Genomic DNA, 16,774 nt, shown 5'->3' with positions numbered 1-16,774 from the left:
GTCACGGCGCCCGGCGTACCGCGGCCTCGGGTGCGCGTTCGCGCAGTGCGCCGTAGGCGATGAAGTACGCGGGCAGCCGGCGCAACGGCGATCCGGCGACCAGGCGCGCCAGGCGCCGGGCCCGGTCCGGACTGCCGAGCGCCGGCCGGCCCTGCAGGACGGGTGCGATGAAGCGGGCGTGGGCCATCCGCTGGAGGGTCTGGGTGGCGACCGTGGTGGGACGGCGGCGGCGCTGCAGACGGCGCAGGTCGCGCGGGCGCACCCGCCCCTGGCGCAGTGGCCCGGCGAGGTAGCGGGCGGCGGCCACGGCGTCCTGGACCGCGAGGTTGATACCGATGCCGAAGACCGGGGACATGGCGTGCGCGGCGTCGCCGATGCACAGCAGCCCGGGGCGGTACCAGCGGCGCAGCCGCTCCAGGCGTACGTCGAGGAGCTTGACTTCGTCCCACGAGCGCACGGCGTGGGTGCGGTCGGCGATCCAGGGCACCGCCGCCGCGAAGTCGGCCAGGAAGCGGTCGAGGCCTGCGGCGCGCCGTCGGCTGTCGGTGCCCTTGGGGATGAGCCCGGCGCACTGCCAGTAGTCGCCACGGTCGATCATGGCGGTCAGGAAGCCGTCGCCGACGCCGCCGTACAGCCCCTGGGGGTCGCTCTCGCGGCGGGGCAGCCGGAACCACCAGGCGTCCATCGGGCAGGCGAAGCGGCGCAGACCCAGTTCCGGGCGGGCGCGGGCGAGTGAGCCGCGGCCGTCGCAGGCGACGGTCAGCAGGGCGCGCAGCTCGCCGGTGCGGCCGTCGGCGGTGCGGTAGCGCACGCCCGTGACGCGGCCGGACTCGACGAGGAAGCCGGTCGCCTCCGTGTTCATCCGCAGGTCGAAGCACGGCTCACGGCGGGCCTCGTCGGCGAGCAGATCCAGCAGGTCCCACTGGGGCACCATCGCCACGTAGTCGTACGGGCCGCGCAGGACGGTGAGGTCGCCGACCGTGACGGTCGAGCCGTCGGCCCCGACCGGCAACTGGACGGTGCGCAGCCGGCGTTGGGGCAGCCGGGCGAAGCGCTCGGCCAGGCCGAGATCGTCCAGCAGCGCCAGGGTGGACGGGTGGACCGTGTCGCCTCGGAAGTCGCGCAGGAAGTCGCCGTGCTTCTCCAGCACCGTCACCGGGACGCCGGCCCGGGCCAGCAGCAGGGCGAGCACCATGCCCGCGGGGCCGCCGCCGACCACGCAGCAGGTGGTCCGTTCCATCGCGTCCCGCCCTTCGGGAGAACGTCAATTCATCGGTCGATGAATATCCTATCCCCACGCGGGTCCGGCCGCGGCCCGGGAGAGCCGTTCACCGGCGTACGATCCGTGCTCCGGCCGCGGTGAGCACCGCGCCCAGAGCGACGGCCGCCGAGACCCTCAGTGCCCGGGTGGTCAGGGGAGGCTTCGGCAGCGGGGCGGCGGCGCGTTCCGGGCGGCCGGCCACCGCGTGCCTGCCCTTGTCGCGGGCCAGCTTCATCACCTCGGCGAGGTGCAGGGCGTGCCGTCCGGTGCCGGCGTCCTTGATCTGGGTCTTGCAGGAGAAGCCGTCGGCCACCACCAGGCAGTCCTCGTCGGCGTCGCGGACGGCGGGCAGCAGCGCCTGTTCGCCGCAGTCCATCGAGATCCCGTACTTGCCGGACTCGAAGCCCCAGGAGCCGGCCAGGCCGCAGCAGCCGCCCTGGAGGTTCTGCACCCGCAGGCCCATCTTCTCCAGCACGTCCTGCTCCGGGCTCATGCCGCCGGTGGCGCGGTGGTGGCAGTGGCCCCAGAGGAGGGCCTCGCCGTCGAGCTTCGGCGGTTCGATGCCGAAGGTCTGGAAGAACTCCGGGAAGTGGTAGGCGTTCTTCGTCAGCCGGGCCGCGTCGTCGTCGTGCGGGAGCAGCTTGGGCAGCTCGTCCTTGAACACCGCCAGGCAGCTCGGTTCCATGCCGACGACGGGCGTGTCGGCGCGCAGGTGCGGGCGGAGGGTGTCCAGGACGCGGTGCAGGTAGCGCTCGGCGGCGTCGAGGAAGCCGTAGTCGTACAGTGGCCGGCCGCAGCAGATGTGCCCCTCCGGCATGATCACCTGCCAGCCGGCGGCCTCGATGGCCTCCACGCAGGCCACTCCGACGTTCGTGTGGAAGTGGTTGTTGAAGGTGTCGGGGAAGAGCACGACCGGGCGGCCGGCGGGGTTGGCGGTGCCGCCGCGGCGGGCGAACCACTCCTGGAGGGTCATGGGCGCGAAGCGGGGCAGCGGGCGGCGCCGGTCGATGCCCGCCGCCAGCTTGGCCAGCCGGGCGAGTCCGGGGGTGTGGGTGGCGAGGTTGGCGAGTTCGGGGAAGCGGGAGGCGATCCTCGCCGCCTGGTCGATGAAGCCGAAGGCGTAGGCGTACCGGGGGCGCCTGCGCTTCGGTGACTTGAAGTGGTGGTAGAGGAACTCCGCCTTGTAGGTGGGCATGTCGACGTTGACGGGGCAGTCGTTGGTGCAGCCCTTGCAGGCCAGGCACAGGTCGAGGGCGTCGTACACCTCCTGGGACTGCCAGCCGTCGGTGATCACGTCGCCCTTCAGCATCTCGTAGAGCAGGTGGGCCCGGCCGCGGGTGGTGTGCTTCTCCTCGCGGGTGACCTGGTAGCTGGGGCACATCGTCGTCTCGGCCCGCGGCACCCGGCACTTGCCGATGCCGACGCAGCGCAGGGTGGCGTGGGCGAAGTCGCCGCCGTCCTCCTCGTAGGCGAACTTCAGGGGCTGGCGGGGCGGGTTGTAGTCGGTGCCGAGCTTGAGGTTCTCGTCCAGGCGGTAGGGGTCGACGACCTTGCCCGGGTTCATCTTCCACTTCGGGTCCCAGATCGCCTTGAACTCCCGCATGGCCTGGAGGAGTTCGGGCCCGAACTGCTTCTCCAGCAGTTCGGCGCGCTGCTGTCCGTCGCCGTGCTCCCCGGAGATCGAGCCGCCCAGGGACACGCACAGGTCGGCGGCGTCCTCGAGGAACGCCCGGTAGGTGGCGATGCCCTCGGCGGTGCGCAGGTCGAAGCTGAGCCGGCTGTGGATGCATCCCTGGCCGAAGTGGCCGTACATGGCACCGGTGATGCCGTGCCGGTCCATCACCTTGCGCAGTCCGCGCACGTACGCGCCGATCCGGTCCGGGGGCACGGCGGAGTCCTCCCAGCCGGGCCAGTGGTCCTTGCCGTCGGGCGGGAAGGCGGTCGAGCCGAGGCCGCTCTCCCGGATCGCCCACAGGTGCTCGCTGGTGCCGCCTTCCTGCTCGCTCTTGGCGATCCTGATCCGGTCCCGGTCGTAGCCCTTGACGCCGGTCAGCCAGTCGGCGAAGGCGTGGGCCCGGGCGACGGACTCCTTCGCCTCGTCCGCGCCGAACTGCACCACCAGCCAGGCGCCGCCGGTGGGCCGGGGCAGTTCCTGGATGTCGTCCACGTTCATGTTCTGCAGCTGCTGGTCGCGGATCAGCTCGTCGTCCAGGGCCTCCAGACCGATGGGCTTGAAGCGCTCGACGATCTCCTCGCAGTGTTCCGCCGCGTCGGCGAGGTCGTCGTACTCCACGACGACGGTGGTGCGTTGCAGCAGGGCGGGCGTCAGCATGAGGACCGCCTGCAGAGTGGTGACGCAGGTGCTCTCGGTGCCGACCAGGGCCCGGGCGACGTTGAAGCCGCGCTCGGGCAGCAGCTCGTCCAGGTTGTAGCCGGAGACGCGGCGCGGCACCTGCTCGGCCGACCGGAATCCGGCCCTGATGGCGTCGGCGTACTTGTCGCGCAGATCCCGCAGGGCCGCGTAGATCTCCCCCTTGCGGCCGCCCTCGGCGATGATCTCGTCGAGCTGCTCCTCCTCGTTCACGCCGACCCAGAAACGGGCGCCGTCGTAGGTGACGATCTCCAGGGCGTGCACGTTGTCGCTGGTGCGCGGGCCGGGGCCGTACAGCTGGGACTGCACCGAGTGGATGCCGCAGGAGTTGTTGCCGATATTGCCGCCGATCAGACAGCGGGAGTGGGTGGAGGGGTCGGGACCGAAGATCAGACCGTGCTCGCCCGTGTGGCGGTTCAGCTCCTCGTTGATCACGCCCGGTTCGCAGGTGACCAGCCGCCGGCCGACGTCGGTCTTCCCGATGCGGGTGAGGTATTTCGAGTGGTCGATGACCACCGCCTCGTTGACGGTCTCCCCGGACAGGCTGGTGCCGCCGCCCCGGTTGAGGATGGGGGCGCCGAACTCGTGGCAGACCCTGTGCACCGCGACCACGTCGTCCAGCGTCCGCGGGACGACGACGCCGATCGGCACCTGCCGGAAGTTGGAGGCGTCCTGCGCGTACAGCCCCAGCGAGGCGGTGTCGAAGCGTACTTCGCCCTCGACGGCCCTGCGCAGCGCCCGCTCCAGCTTGCCGACGTCGAGCGTCTCGCGGCCGCGTGGCGCTCCGGGGATCTGCGGGTGGGACTTGGCCGGGATCTCGCGGGTGGTCCGGCGGGTGGGCTTCGCCATCGCTGTCAACTCTCCTTCACGAACCGGGTCAGGTGGTCCGGGTTCCGTACACGCGGTAGCGCTCGGCATCGGGCCACTTGACCTCAAGGCCGAGGCCGGGCCGGCCGGGGTCGGGGCGCAGCGCGCCGCCGTCGGGTGACAACGTGCCGTCGAACAGCAGGCGTTCGATCCGTACGTGGTCGTGGAAGTACTCCAGGTGCCGCAGCCGGCGCACGGCGCAGAACGCGTGCGCCGAGACGGCCGGCGCGCAGTGCGCGGACAGGTCCAGATGGTGGGCCGCCGCCAGGCCGGCCGTTTCCAGGACGCCGGTGATGCCGCCGCAGCGGGTGACGTCGGCCTGGAGGCAGTCCACCGCCGGGCCCTCGACGAGGTTGACGAAGTCCCGTGTGGTGTACGCGTACTCACCCGCCGCGATCTCCAGCCGCTCGGGGCCCCGCTCGCACAGCATGCGCAGGCCGTCGAGGTCGGCGGAGCTGACGGGCTCCTCGAACCACCGCACGTCCCACTCGTCGTGGAACCGGCCGGCCCAGTACAGGGCCTGCTTGCGGCCCAGGGCGCCGTTGGCGTCGGTGAAGACCTCCGGCTCGTCCCCGATGGCCTTGCGTACGGCCGTGAGGCGCTGCGGGTCCCGTTCGGGATCCCGGGAGGTCTTGAGCTTGACGCGCGGGATGCCCTGCTCCACCCATCCGGCGAGCTGGTCGGTGAGACGGTCGAGCGGATAGTTCGTGAATCCGCCGCTTCCGTACACCGGGACCCGGTCGTGGTAGGCCGGGAGCAGGTGGATCATCGGCAGCTCGAGCAGCCGCGCCTTGAGGTCCCACAGCGCGACGTCCACCGCGGAGACCGCCATGGCGCCGGCGCCGGGCCGGCCCGCGTTGCGGATCTGGCGCTGCATCAGGTGCCAGAGGGCCGGCGGCGAGGTGACGTACCGTCCCTTCAGCAGACCGGTGAGCTTGGACTCGACGAAGGAGGCCACCGACACGTCCCCGTACGTGTAGCCGATCCCGGTACGGCCGCCGGCGTGCACCCGGACCAGGACCATGGTCGTGGAGTCCCAGTCCAGGGTCCCGTCCTGCTCCGTGCCGTCCGGGCCGTCGGTCGGCACCTCGAAGGCGTGCACGTCGACGGAGTCGATCCGGACGGCGTCCAGGTCCGGTGCCGCCGCGCTCACGAGTGCCGTCCCGGCAGGTGCTCGGCGACCTCGGTGAGTTTCTGCCGCATTCCCTTGGCCGCGATGCCGGCCCGCTCCGGGTCCCGTACGGCGGCCTTGGCGGCCTTCTTGCCCTGCGCCAGCATGATGTGCGGCGGGATCGGCGCGATCTCCTGGTCCACCTTGAACTCCAGGACGACCGGTACGTCCGAGGCGAGCGCCTCGTCCCACGCCTTGCCGACCTTCTTCGGCTTGTCGCAGTAGATGCCCTTCAGGCCCAGCATCTCGGCGTACTTCGCGTAGGGGACGTCGGGGATGTACTGCGAGCCGGGGAACTTCGGGTCGCCGGCCATGGCGCGCTGCTCCCAGGTGACCTGGTTGAGGTCCTGGTTGTTGAAGACGCAGAAGACGAACGGCGCCGGGCCGGACAGCCGGTCCAGGTACCGCTTGACCGTGATCATCTCGGCCATGCCGTTCATCTGGAAGGCGCCGTCCCCTACGAACGCGATCACCGGCCGGTCCGGATAGGCGAACCGGGCCGCGATCGCGTACGGCGTGCCCGGCCCCATGGTCGCCAGGGTGCCGGACAGCGACGCCTGCATGCCCTTGCGGAGCTTGAGGTGCCGGGCCCACCAGTTGGTGCCGGAGCCGGAGTCCGCGGTGAGGATGCAGCCGTCCGGCAGCCGGGGCGACAGCTCGGACGCCACCGCCTGCGGGTTGATCGTGCCGCCGAAGCTCTGGCCGGCCCGCTTCCGGCAGAGCGCGTCCCATTCCCGGACGTCCTTCTCGATCTGCTGCCGCCAGCCGCGGTCCTGCTTGCGTTCCAGCAGCGGCAGCAGAGCCTTCAGGGTCTCCTTGGCGTCGCCGACGAGGTGGGCGTCCATGGGATAGCGAATGCCGATCATCCGCCCGTCGATGTCGATCTCGACGCCCTTGGCCTGCCCCTCGTCCGGCAGCCACTCCGCGTAGGGAAAGCTCGTGCCCACCATCAGCAGGGTGTCGCAGTTCTGGATCATGTTGTCGCTGGCCTTGCTGCCCAGCAGACCGATCGGCCCGGTCACGAACGGCAGATCGTCCGGCAGCACCTCCCGGCCCAGCAACGCCTTCGCGACCCCCGCGCCGAGCAGTTCCGCCGTCTCCACGACCTCGCTCTCGGCGTGTGCGGCGCCCTGACCGATGATCATGGCGACCTTGGAGCCCTCGTTGAGGACGGCGGCGGCCTTGCGCAGCTCGTCGGGGTCGGGCAGCAGACGGGGGCGGCTCCAGCCGACGCTGGAGAACACCGAGCCGTGCGTCTTCGGCGGGGACGGCTGGGCCTTCTCCTCCTGGATGTCGTCCGGGATGATGACCGTCGCGATACCGCGCCTGGTCAGTGCCGTCTTGAAGGCCCGGTCGATCACATGGCGGGCCTGCCCGGGGTGCACGATCATCTGGCAGAACTCGGAGACGTCGGCGAACAGCCGGGCCAGCGGGATCTCCTGCTGGTAGTGGGCGCCGAGCGAGAGCCGCTTCTGCTGGCCGACGACGGCGACCACCGGCTGGTGGTCCAGCTTCGCGTCGTACAGCCCGTTCAGCAGATGGACCGCGCCCGGACCGGAGGTCGCCGTGCAGCAGCCCACCTCCCCCGTGAACTTCGCGTGCGCGCACGCCATGAACGCGGCCATCTCCTCGTGCCGCGTCTGAATGAACTCCGGATCCCCCTTCGCCCGGTCGAAGGCGCCCAGCAGTCCGTTGATCCCGTCCCCGGGATAGCCGTAGACCCGCTTGATCCCCCATTCCCGCAGGCGTTGCAGGACGTAGTCGGCCACCAGCGTCATGACATGCTCTCCCTCGGGCGCGCACCTCTGCCGTCGGGAGTGGGTGACCCACGGGCGCGTTCCGCAAACGGCCGCCGGGCCCGGTCCCTCCGTCTGGCCGAAGAAGTGCGCGCCGGTGGAGTTCGGCGCCACTCCCCCGGTCCGTGCCGGTGACGGACGGGGCGAGGTCCGCGAGCGTGTGCCGCAGCTGTGCCAGGCACCGGGTGAGCAGGCGCGAGACGTGCATCTGCGAGAGCCCCACGGCCGCCGCGATCTGCTGCTGGGTCAGGTCGTGGAAGAAGCGCAGGACGAGGATGCGGCGCTCCCGGTCGGGGAACTGCCGCAGCGCCCTGATGACCGCGACCCGTTCGGCGGCGGCTTCGACCCGGGCGTCCTGCTCGCCCAGCGTTTCGGCGAGCGCGGGACGGGCGGTGTGGCCGGCCGCGTCCGGCGGTGCGTCGAGGGAGCGGGGGCGCAGCGCGTCCCGGGAGCGCACGGCCTCGGTCACGGCGTCCTCGGACAGGCCGCAGGCGCGGGCGATCTCGGCCCGCGAGGGCGCGCGGCCGCCGCACCGCTGCTCCAGCTCCTGCCGTGTCCGTTCGACCTGTTGCCGGGCTTCCTGCACGGACCGGGGCAGCCGGACGAGGCCCGTCCGGTCCCGCAGGTGCCGCTTCAGTTCGCCGGTGATCGTGGGCAGCGCGTACGACAGGAAGGCGTGCCCCAGGCCGGGGTCGTAGCCGTCGATCGCCCTGACCAGACCCAGACAGGCCACCTGGACCAGGTCGTCGTGCTCCTCGGCCCCGAGAGCGCGGTACCTGGCGGCGAGCCGGCGCGCGAGCGGGATCAGGGTGCGGACGGCCGTGTCCCGGGCGGCCGCCCGGTCCGGGCCCGGGGGCAGCCGGCCGATCCGGCCGACGAGTTCGTCGATCCGCTCGGAGGAGAGCGCGCCGCCGGAGGTGCGCCGTCGAGGGGATCGGAGGGTGGCGAGGGGGGTCATGAGCGCCTCTGCTGTGGCCGGGCTCCTGTGCACACCGGCTGGGTATCCACATTCCATTGCACTATGCAATGCTCGCCGGGTCGTGCGCGGTCCGCGCGGCGAGCGCCGGGCCGTACGGCCGACCGGGTGTCCCGCACCGGCCGTACGGGGCTGTTCCAAGCGGTCCTGCCGCTGCGGGAGCCCTGCGTTCGGGACGAAGGGGCATGGGTACCGGTGTCTGGTGCGCAGTGGCACACCGCGGCACCGGGTCGAGAGGAGGCCGGAGCATGGAACACATCGGGCACCGCGTGTGGGCGATCCCGGAGGGGTTCGTCCCGGACGGGAGCACCGGGCCGGAGTCGATGGCCAGCCATGAGACGGCGTGCATCCTCAACACCGGGGACGAGGACGCGCATGTGCGGATCACCCTCTTCTTCCCGGACCGCGAACCGGCCGGGCCCTACGAGGTCACCGTGCCCGCCCGCCGTACGCTGCACCAGCGGTTCAACGAACTCGCCGACGACGGCTCCGTACCGGTCGGCGCGGACTATGCGTCCGTGCTGGTCAGCGATGTGCCGGTGGTCGTGCAGCACACCCGTCTCGACAGCCGGCAGGCCGCCAACGCCCTGCTGTCGACCATCGCGTACGCCGCGGGCTGACGACCCTCCGCCGCATGGCGGCGGTGCCCGCCCGCTGGGCCGCCGGTCCGGGGCTGCTGCGGCCGGCGCGGTGCGGCGGATCGTGGCTGCGCCTGACCACTGCGCCGTCCCCCGTCGGCGTACGGGCCGTTTCCTCGGGGGGATGCGGGGAAAACCACAGTGCCATGGGTGATGGAGCGGACAGGCCGGTGCGCGTGCCGAGCGACGTGTGTCCGCCATGGGTGCTGCGGGAGTACGCGGTCCTGGCCGACGGCGAACGCGGCGCCGTGGTGGACCCCGAGGGACGGATCGTCTGGCTGTGCGCCCCCCGCTGGCACAGTGACGCGGTGTTCTCCTCGCTGATCGGCGGCTGCGGGTACTTCGGGGTGCAACCGGAGGACCGCTGGCACGTGTGGGGCGGCTACTACGAGGACGGCACGCTGATCCGGGTCAGCCGCTGGCTGACGGCCGACTCCGTCGTCGAGTGCCGTGACGCGCTGGCGATGCCGGCCTCGGTGGACCGGCTCGTCCTGCTGCGCCGCATGCGCGTCGAACGCGGGGAGGCACGGCTGCGATTCGGCCTCGACCCGCGACCCGGCTTCGGCTCCGGCCGGGTGCGCGACCCCCGGCTGGAGGGCGGGGTGTGGACCGCGGACGCCGGCGGTCTGCGGCTGCGGCTCCTCGGGGCGCACCAGGCGGCGTGGAACCCCGAGCGCGGTCTGCGCGGTGAGGTGCGCCTGCGCAAGGGCGAGCAGCACGACCTGGTCCTGGAGCTGTCGGAGAAGGGCGGCGCCGAGGTGCTGGACCCGGAGGAGCTGTGGACGCGGACCGAGGACGCCTGGCGGCGGGCCGTGCCCGACTGCTCCGGCCTGGCCGCACCGCGCGACGCGCGCCACGCCTACGCCGTCCTGCGCGGGCTGACGAGTTCCTCCGGCGGCATGGTCGCGGCCGCCACGACCTCGCTGCCGGAGCGTGCCAACACCGGCCGCAGCTACGACTACCGCTTCGCCTGGCTGCGGGACCAGAGCTACGCCGGTCTCGCGGTGGCCGCGCACGGCCCGCACGAGCTGCTCGACGACGCCGTGCGCTTCACGGCCGAACGCGTGCTCGCCGACGGTGACGGCCTGCACCCCGTGTACGCCGTCGACGGCGGCCCCGTGCCGGGCGAGCGGGGGCTTCCGCTGCGCGGCTACCCGGGGGGCAACGACCGCATCGGGAACCGCGCGGCGCGGCAGTTCCAGCTCGACGCGTTCGGTGAGGCGCTCCAGCTGTTCGCCGCCGCCGCGCACCACGACCGGCTCTCCTCCGACGCGGAGCAGGCGGTCGCGGTGGCGGTCGACGCGGTGGAGCGGTACTGGCAGCGGCCCGACTCCGGGCTGTGGGAACTGGAGGAACGCTGGTGGACCCAGTCCCGGCTGAGCGTCGTCTGCGGGCTGCGCCGGATCGCCGAGGTGCTGCCGGAGCGCCCGGCCAAGCGGTGCACCGCCCTGGCCGAGGCCGTCTTCGCCGAGACGCGGCGCCGGTGTCTGCGCGCCGACGGCCGGTGGCGCCGGGCAGCCGACGACGACGGTCCGGAGGCCGCCCTGCTGATGCCGCTGGCCCGGGGCTGTCCTTCCGCCGACGATCCGAGCAGCGCGGTCACCCGCCGTTACATCGAGGAGCAGCTGGCCGAGGACGGATACCTCTACCGCTTCGCCCACCCGGGCATCCCGTTGGGCGAGGCCGAGGGCGCCTTCCTCTTCTGCGGGTTCAGCATGGCGCTGGCCACCGATCACCTCGGCGACCGCACCGGCGCGCTCCGCTGGTTCGAACGGACCCGGGCGGCCTGCGGGCCGTCCGGGCTGTTCGCGGAGGAGTACGACGTACGTCAGCGCCAGCTGCGCGGCAATCTGCCCCAGGCGTTCGTCCACGCCCTCCTGCTGGAGTGCGCCGTCCGGCTCAACGACGCCTCGACGCTGCCGCGCTGAGACGGCCGGGCCGCGGGCGCAGGGCCGCCACGACAGCCGTGCCGGCCGCGCCCAGGGCGCCCGCCGTGAGCGCGAGGGGACGCCGGTGGCGCACGGCCCACAGCTGGAGGCTGCGGGAGTGCGCCTCGTCGTCGAAGACCCCGTGCGGGCCGTGGTCGGCGCCGTGCGTGTCGTCGACCGGCTTCCACAGGTTGGCGGGCCGCGTGGGGTCCAAAGGCTGGTCCGTCTGCTGGGAGTCGTAGCCGGTCCGGGCCAGGTACCGGTCCAGCAGGCCGGCCGCGAAGCGCTGCCCCAGCAGGGTGGCGACCGTGGAGCCGCCGATCCAGTACTCCCGCCGCTCCGGGTGGTCGGCGGCGTGCAGGATGCCCTCGGCGGCGACCTCCGGCTGGTAGACCGGGGCCACCGGCCGCGGATGCCGGGGCAGCCGCGTCTGCACCCAGCTGAACTGCGGTGTGTTCACCCCGGGCAGGTGCGCCATGGTCACCCGTACGGCGCTGCCGTCGTGCCGCAGCTCGCAGCGCAGCGCGTCGGTGAAGCCCCGGATCGCCGCCTTGGCCCCGCAGTACACCGCCTGCAGCGGCACGCTGCGGTAGGCCAGGGCCGAGCCGACCTGGACGATGGTGCCCCGGTCGCGGGGCACCATCCGGCGCAGGGCGGCCTGGGTGCCGTGGACGAAGCCGAAGTACGTCACCTCGGTGGCGCGGCGCAGCTCGTCCGGGCGGATCTCCGTCACGGGCGCGAACACGGTGGCGAACGCGGCGTTCACCCAGACGTCGATCGGCCCGAGCTGGTCCTCCACCTGCTGCGCGGCCGCTTCCACGGCCTCCGGGTCCGCGACGTCGACGACGAGGGGCAGCGCCCGTCCGCCGGCCGTGCGGACGTCGTGCGCGGCCTGCTCGAGGCCCTTCTGGCCGCGGGCCAGCAGCGCCACCGCGGCGCCGCGCGCGCCGAACGCACGGGCCGTGGCCCGGCCCACGCCGGCGCTGGCGCCGGTGACCACCACGACCTGGCCGCCGGCGTTCCCTCCCGCACTCACTTCTCGCCCCGGCCGGGGAGGTGCTCGGCGTACTCGGTGAGCTTCTGCCGTACGCCCTTGGCGGTGATGCCGGCCTTCTCCGGGTCGTGCAGCGCCGCCATCGCGGCCTTCTTGCCCTGGGCCTTCATGATGTGCGGCGGAATCGGTGCGATCTCGTTGTCGACCTTGAACTCCAGCACCACCGGCCGGTCGCAGGCCAGGGCCTCGTCCCAGGCCGAGCCGACCCTGGCGGGGTCGTCGCAGACGATGCCCTTCAGGCCGAGCAGCTGGGCGTAGGCCGCGTACGGCACGTCCGGGATCTCCTGGGAGGCCGGGTACTTCGGGTCGCCGGCCATGGCGCGCTGCTCCCAGGTCACCTGGTTGAGGTCCTGGTTGTTGAAGACGCAGAAGACGAACGGCGCCGGGCCGGACAGCCGGTCCAGGTACCGCTTGACGGTGATCATCTCGTTCATGCCGTTCATCTGGAAGGCGCCGTCACCGACGAACGCGATGACCGGCCGGTCCGGGTAGGCGAACCGCGCGGCGATCGCGTACGGCGTCCCCGGCCCCATCGTGGCCAGCGTCCCCGACAGCGACGCCCGCATGCCCTGGCGCAGTTTGAGGTGCCGCGCCCACCAGTTGGTGCCGGAGCCGGAGTCCGCGGTGAGGATGCAGCCGTCGGGCAGACGCGGGGACAGCTCGGCGGCGACGGCCTGCGGGTTGATCGTGTTCTCGAAGTGCTGGCCCGTCCAGCGCTCGCACAGGTCGTCCCATTCCCGGACGTCCTTCTCGATCTGCTCGCGCCACTTCCGGTCCTCCTTGCGGTGCAGGAGGGGGATGAGCGCGCGGAGCGTCTCCTTGGCGTCGCCGACGAGGTGGGCGTCCATGGGGTAGCGGATGCCGATCATCCGCCCGTCGATGTCGATCTCGACGCCCTTGGCCTGTCCCTCATCCGGCAGCCACTCCGCGTAGGGAAAGCTCGTGCCCACCATCAGCAGGGTGTCGCAGCCCTGGATCATGTTGTCGCTGGCCTTGCTGCCCAGCAGACCGATCGGCCCGGTCACGAACGGCAGGTCGTCCGGCAGCACCTCCCGGCCCAGCAGCGCCTTCGCGACCCCGGCCCCCAGCAGCTCGGCGACCTCGACGACCTCCTCCTCGGCCGCGGCCGCTCCCTGGCCGACGAGCATCGCGACCTTGGAGCCCTCGTTGAGGACGTCGGCGGCCTTGCGCAGCTCGTCGGGGTCCGGCAGCACGCGGGGCCGGCTCCAGCCGACGCTGGAGAACACCGAGCCGTGCATCTTCGGCGGGGACGGCTGGGCGTCCTCCTCCTGCACGTCGTTCGGGATGATGATCGTCGCGACGCCGCGCGTGGTCAGGGCCGTCTTGAAGGCCCGGTCGATCACATGGCGGGCCTGCCCGGGATGCACCACCATCTGGCAGAACTCGGACACGTCCGCGAAGAGCAGCTCGAGATCCACCTCCTGCTGGTAGTGGGCGCCCAGCGAGAGCCGCTTCTGCTGGCCCACGACGGCGACCACCGGCTGGTGGTCCAGCTTCGCGTCGTACAGCCCGTTCAGCAGATGGACCGCGCCCGGACCGGAGGTCGCCGTGCAGCAGCCCGCCTCCCCCGTGAACTTCGCGTGCGCGCACGCCATGAACGCGGCCATCTCCTCGTGCCGCGTCTGGATGAACTCCGGCTCGCCCTGCGCACGGTCGAAGGCGCCGAGGAGTCCGTTGATGCCGTCTCCGGGGTAGCCGTACACCCGTTTCACGCCCCATTCGGTGAGGCGTTGCAGGACGAAGTCGGCGACTTGGGTCATGGGGTTCTCCTCGGCCGGGGTGCGAAGCGTCGCGCCTGGGGGTTGCCTCCACGGCCCGGGCGTAAACGCTTCGCACGGCCGTCCGGGGAAGGTTCCAGCCGAGCGGCTCAACGGCCCTCGTCACCTGCCGGGTACGGCGCTCACGGGCCGGCTGGTGCAAGGGGTCTCGGACACGCCGCTGCGGCCGAGTTCCGGGCCCAGTCCGAAGTAGTGCCGGAAGTTGTAGATCAGCGGGCTCCAGGCGGCGGGATCGATGTGCTGGGTGCCGGGAACCACCAGACGCGGATCGGCGTGCACCTTCAGCACCCGCGCCTCGACGATGAGGAAGTCACCGGCGGCGGCGGTGGCCACGCGGGCGGCGCGCGCCTCCAGCTGGATCGGGCACTCGGCCACCCGGGGCGGGCGCACGGTGTGGGACGCCTGCGCCCGGAAGCCGGTGGCCCGGAACTTGTCCGGCTCGTAGCGGGCGCGGCGGGGACCGTGCCCGGCCGCTTCGGGCCGGCCGGTGAGCCCGCCCAGGTGCTCGACGGCCGGCCACTGCCGGGGTTCGGGCAGGCTGATGACCATCTCCGGCCGGACTGCCAGGTTCGCTCCGGTCTGCCCCTGCGCACCGAGCCCCAGCACCACCGTCTGCCCGAGGGCCCAGGCGGACGAGATCGGGGCCAGGTTGACGGTCCCGTCGGCGTTCTCGGTGGTCAGCAGCACGACGGGCGTGCCGAAGTAGAGGATGCTCGGAGTGATGGTCAGGTGCCCGTCGGCGGGCCTGGCGGGGTTCGGTGCGGTGTCCATGCGGTGACCGTAGGACGCCGGCCGTTCGGCCGGAGCCGAACCGATCACCGGAGATCATGGACGGCAGCGGGGAAGGAGCGGCAGCCGGGAAGGCCGTGGGGCCGGCGGCGGATCAGGGCTTCCCTTCACAGGTGCCTGGCCTCGCCTCACCTTCCCGTGGCTGCCCTCACAGCTCCCGGCCCTTGTCTCATTTCTCCCGGTGCTGGTTGCGGATCCGGGCGGCCACCTCGTTCTGCTCGGTCTCCCACCAGGGCCGTACCCGCTCGGGGGCGGGCGCCTGGTCCGGGTTCGAGGCGGGCGGCGTGACGGGGGCGAGTTCCGCGTCGAGCCGGCGGTCCAGAGCCGCGGAGTGGACGCGCTCCGCGCGCGCCCACTGGTACAGCAGCGCCAGCAGGAAGGGCAGTGCGACCAGCTCGGCGATGCTCAGCATGGCGCCGCCGCCGATCTGCTGGTCGTGCCGGACGTCCGGGGACCAGGCCGGCGCATGGTGCAGGTACCAGGCCCCCGCGATCAGCGTGCCGTGCGTCATCACGACCACGCCCGGGACCGCGTCGACGATGCCGTCCACGAACACCAGCGCCGCCCGCACCGGGTGCGTGCACCAGGCGGGCAGCGTCTCCTCGCGGGTCAGGACCGGCACGACGAACAGGCAGCCGGCCGCGAGCAGATGCAGGTACATCAGCTCGTGCAGCCAGCCCACCCGCAGGGCGGTAGCGAAGTACGGCGTGAAGTACACCGTCAACTCGGTGCCGAGCACCAGGGCGGTGCTGACCAGGGGGAACGTCAGCACCCGGATCAGGCGTCCGGTCATGGCCCGGCGCACACGCCCGCCGGCGTCCTCCGGAAGCGCCTCCACGGCGAGGCGCAGCGGGTCGCCCAGGGCCAGGCCCAGGGGGGCGACGAGGTCGAGGAGGATGTTCTGCACGGCGGCCGGCCAGAACAGCACATGGTCGTAGACGGCCAGGGCGGACATCGTGGCCACCACCAGCGCGCCCAGACCGAGCAGCGCGAACGCGGTCACCCGGAGCGGCGGCCAGGGCGTGCCCCGTTTGCGCAGCCGCGCGACGCCCCAGCCGTAGAGCGCGCCGAGGGCGAGGACCAGCAGCAGCGCGGGGACGTCCAGCTGCCATGTGGACAGCAGGCGTCCCGTGGTCAGCTCGGGGAGAGCGCCGGCCGACAGTCCGGTCATCGCGTGACCATCCATGCAGTTCGTCCTCCTTCGTCCCGGCACGGAAGAAGGCCGCTCGGATCCGTGCCGGGACGACGCTAGCCCCCGGCGGCCCGGAGCCGGGCATCGGGGTGCCGCACGTCGGGGTGACGGGGGACAGCCCCGGTCGGCGAGAACGCCGTCCGGGGCTGTTCCGTACAGGCAGGGCGGTGGATCACCGCCGGAGGGCTCAGTGGTGCCGGCCGCCCCAGCGGTGGCTGTTGCCCCAGGAGACGGTGTCGACGACGCGGCCACGGTCGTTGCGCAGGATCGCGGTGTCGGCGTTGACGTCCCACACGCGCGCGTGGCGGTCCTGGTACAGGTCGGTCCTGGTGTCCCGGCCGACGCCGGTGTGCACGCGGACGGTGGCCCGGCCCCGGAGCAGCACGTGGTGGAAGGTGTACCTGTGGCCGTCCCGGTCGGACAGCGTCCAGCCGTTCAGGTTCACCGCGCGACGGGTCGAGTTCGTGATGTCCACCCACTGCGCGTTCAGCGCGCGGTTGGAACGGTCGTCGCGGATCAGCCGGGCGTGCTGCACGCCGCTGATGAGCACCTCTGCGCGGTGCATGCGGCCCGGCTGGTGACCGGCCGCCGCGGCCGGGAGGGCCGTGGCGCCCACGACGGCGGTGGCCACTGCGGCGGCTGCGGTCATACGGCGGACGGAAGAAGAAACGGACACGAGGTCCCCCTTCGCGAGATGCGCTGGTCAGCGGCCGGTCGGCCGCACAGCCACACCTTGCGGCTTACGTCCGTTTTTGCGAGGGAAACCGCGCACGCCATTACGGATCCTGCAACATTCCATGACTCTCGCGTGTATCGTCCATTTAATTCCTGAACGTAGCGCTTGAGCGCCATATGGTTGCATATTTCTGTGTAAACACGAGCCTGAGGCAACCAATCGCCGGCTCCCGCCACCCCACCCGATTCCCGTGCGG

General features: G+C 72.3%; 11 protein-coding genes and 1 pseudogene. 2 read left to right on the top strand and 10 right to left on the bottom strand.

Annotation, left to right across the window (positions count from 1 at the left end; genetic code table 11):
• Position 1 precedes the first annotated feature (1 nt).
• The 5 genes and pseudogenes from ACGFZN_RS02570 to ACGFZN_RS02550 all read right to left on the bottom strand — a co-directional run.
• Positions 2-1,240 (bottom strand): FAD-dependent oxidoreductase, encoded by a 1,239-nt coding sequence (locus tag ACGFZN_RS02570; protein ID WP_393856603.1) that lies wholly within the window; start codon positions 1,238-1,240, stop codon positions 2-4.
• Positions 1,241-1,328: 88 nt separating this feature from the next.
• Positions 1,329-4,481: an FAD-binding and (Fe-S)-binding domain-containing protein gene (locus tag ACGFZN_RS02565; protein WP_393856602.1), complete on the bottom strand. Its 3,153-nt coding sequence runs from the start codon at positions 4,479-4,481 to the stop codon at positions 1,329-1,331.
• 28 nt (positions 4,482-4,509) lie between these two features.
• Positions 4,510-5,652, bottom strand: a complete 1,143-nt coding sequence (locus ACGFZN_RS02560; RefSeq protein WP_393856676.1) for an enolase C-terminal domain-like protein — start codon at positions 5,650-5,652, stop codon at positions 4,510-4,512.
• Entirely contained in the window at positions 5,649-7,448 is a 1,800-nt protein-coding gene (locus ACGFZN_RS02555) for a thiamine pyrophosphate-requiring protein (RefSeq protein WP_393856601.1), read from the bottom strand. Before ACGFZN_RS02555 ends, ACGFZN_RS02560 begins: the two co-directional genes overlap by 4 nt.
• Before the next feature lie 187 nt (positions 7,449-7,635).
• Positions 7,636-8,424: pseudogene (locus ACGFZN_RS02550) on the bottom strand (sigma-70 family RNA polymerase sigma factor); the annotation flags it as partial.
• 266 nt (positions 8,425-8,690) lie between these two features.
• Between ACGFZN_RS02550 and ACGFZN_RS02545 the strand changes: the two are divergent.
• Positions 8,691-9,062, top strand: coding sequence for a sensory rhodopsin transducer (locus ACGFZN_RS02545; RefSeq protein ID WP_393856600.1), 372 nt, complete (start codon positions 8,691-8,693; stop codon positions 9,060-9,062).
• Between the two features lie 164 nt (positions 9,063-9,226).
• On the top strand, positions 9,227-11,008 hold the full coding sequence (locus tag ACGFZN_RS02540) for a glycoside hydrolase family 15 protein (RefSeq protein WP_393856599.1): 1,782 nt from the start codon (positions 9,227-9,229) through the stop codon (positions 11,006-11,008).
• On the opposite strand, the gene ACGFZN_RS02535 is transcribed toward ACGFZN_RS02540, so the two are convergent.
• From ACGFZN_RS02535 to ACGFZN_RS02515, 5 genes are all read right to left on the bottom strand, one after another.
• Positions 10,980-12,044, bottom strand: a complete 1,065-nt coding sequence (locus ACGFZN_RS02535; RefSeq protein ID WP_393856598.1) for an SDR family oxidoreductase — start codon at positions 12,042-12,044, stop codon at positions 10,980-10,982. The genes ACGFZN_RS02540 and ACGFZN_RS02535 overlap by 29 nt on opposite strands.
• Positions 12,041-13,843 (bottom strand): thiamine pyrophosphate-requiring protein, encoded by a 1,803-nt coding sequence (locus tag ACGFZN_RS02530; protein ID WP_393856597.1) that lies wholly within the window; start codon positions 13,841-13,843, stop codon positions 12,041-12,043. Before ACGFZN_RS02530 ends, ACGFZN_RS02535 begins: the two co-directional genes overlap by 4 nt.
• 120 nt (positions 13,844-13,963) lie before the next feature.
• Positions 13,964-14,632 carry a flavin reductase family protein gene (locus tag ACGFZN_RS02525; protein WP_393856596.1) on the bottom strand — a complete coding sequence of 223 codons (669 nt, stop codon included), beginning with the start codon at positions 14,630-14,632 and terminating at the stop codon, positions 13,964-13,966.
• Between the two features lie 187 nt (positions 14,633-14,819).
• Positions 14,820-15,836: a cytochrome c oxidase assembly protein gene (locus tag ACGFZN_RS02520; RefSeq protein WP_393856595.1), complete on the bottom strand. Its 1,017-nt coding sequence runs from the start codon at positions 15,834-15,836 to the stop codon at positions 14,820-14,822.
• 193 nt (positions 15,837-16,029) lie between these two features.
• Complete coding sequence (locus tag ACGFZN_RS02515; protein WP_393856594.1) at positions 16,030-16,491, bottom strand: lamin tail domain-containing protein; 462 nt, start codon at positions 16,489-16,491, stop codon at positions 16,030-16,032.
• Positions 16,492-16,774 lie beyond the last annotated feature (283 nt).

The sequence above is a fragment of the Streptomyces sp. NPDC048192 genome, assembly GCF_043202415.1.
Classification (GTDB): domain Bacteria; phylum Actinomycetota; class Actinomycetes; order Streptomycetales; family Streptomycetaceae; genus Streptomyces.
The sequence above is the reverse complement of the archived record's forward strand: the minus strand, read 5'-3'. Positions and strand labels throughout refer to the sequence as shown.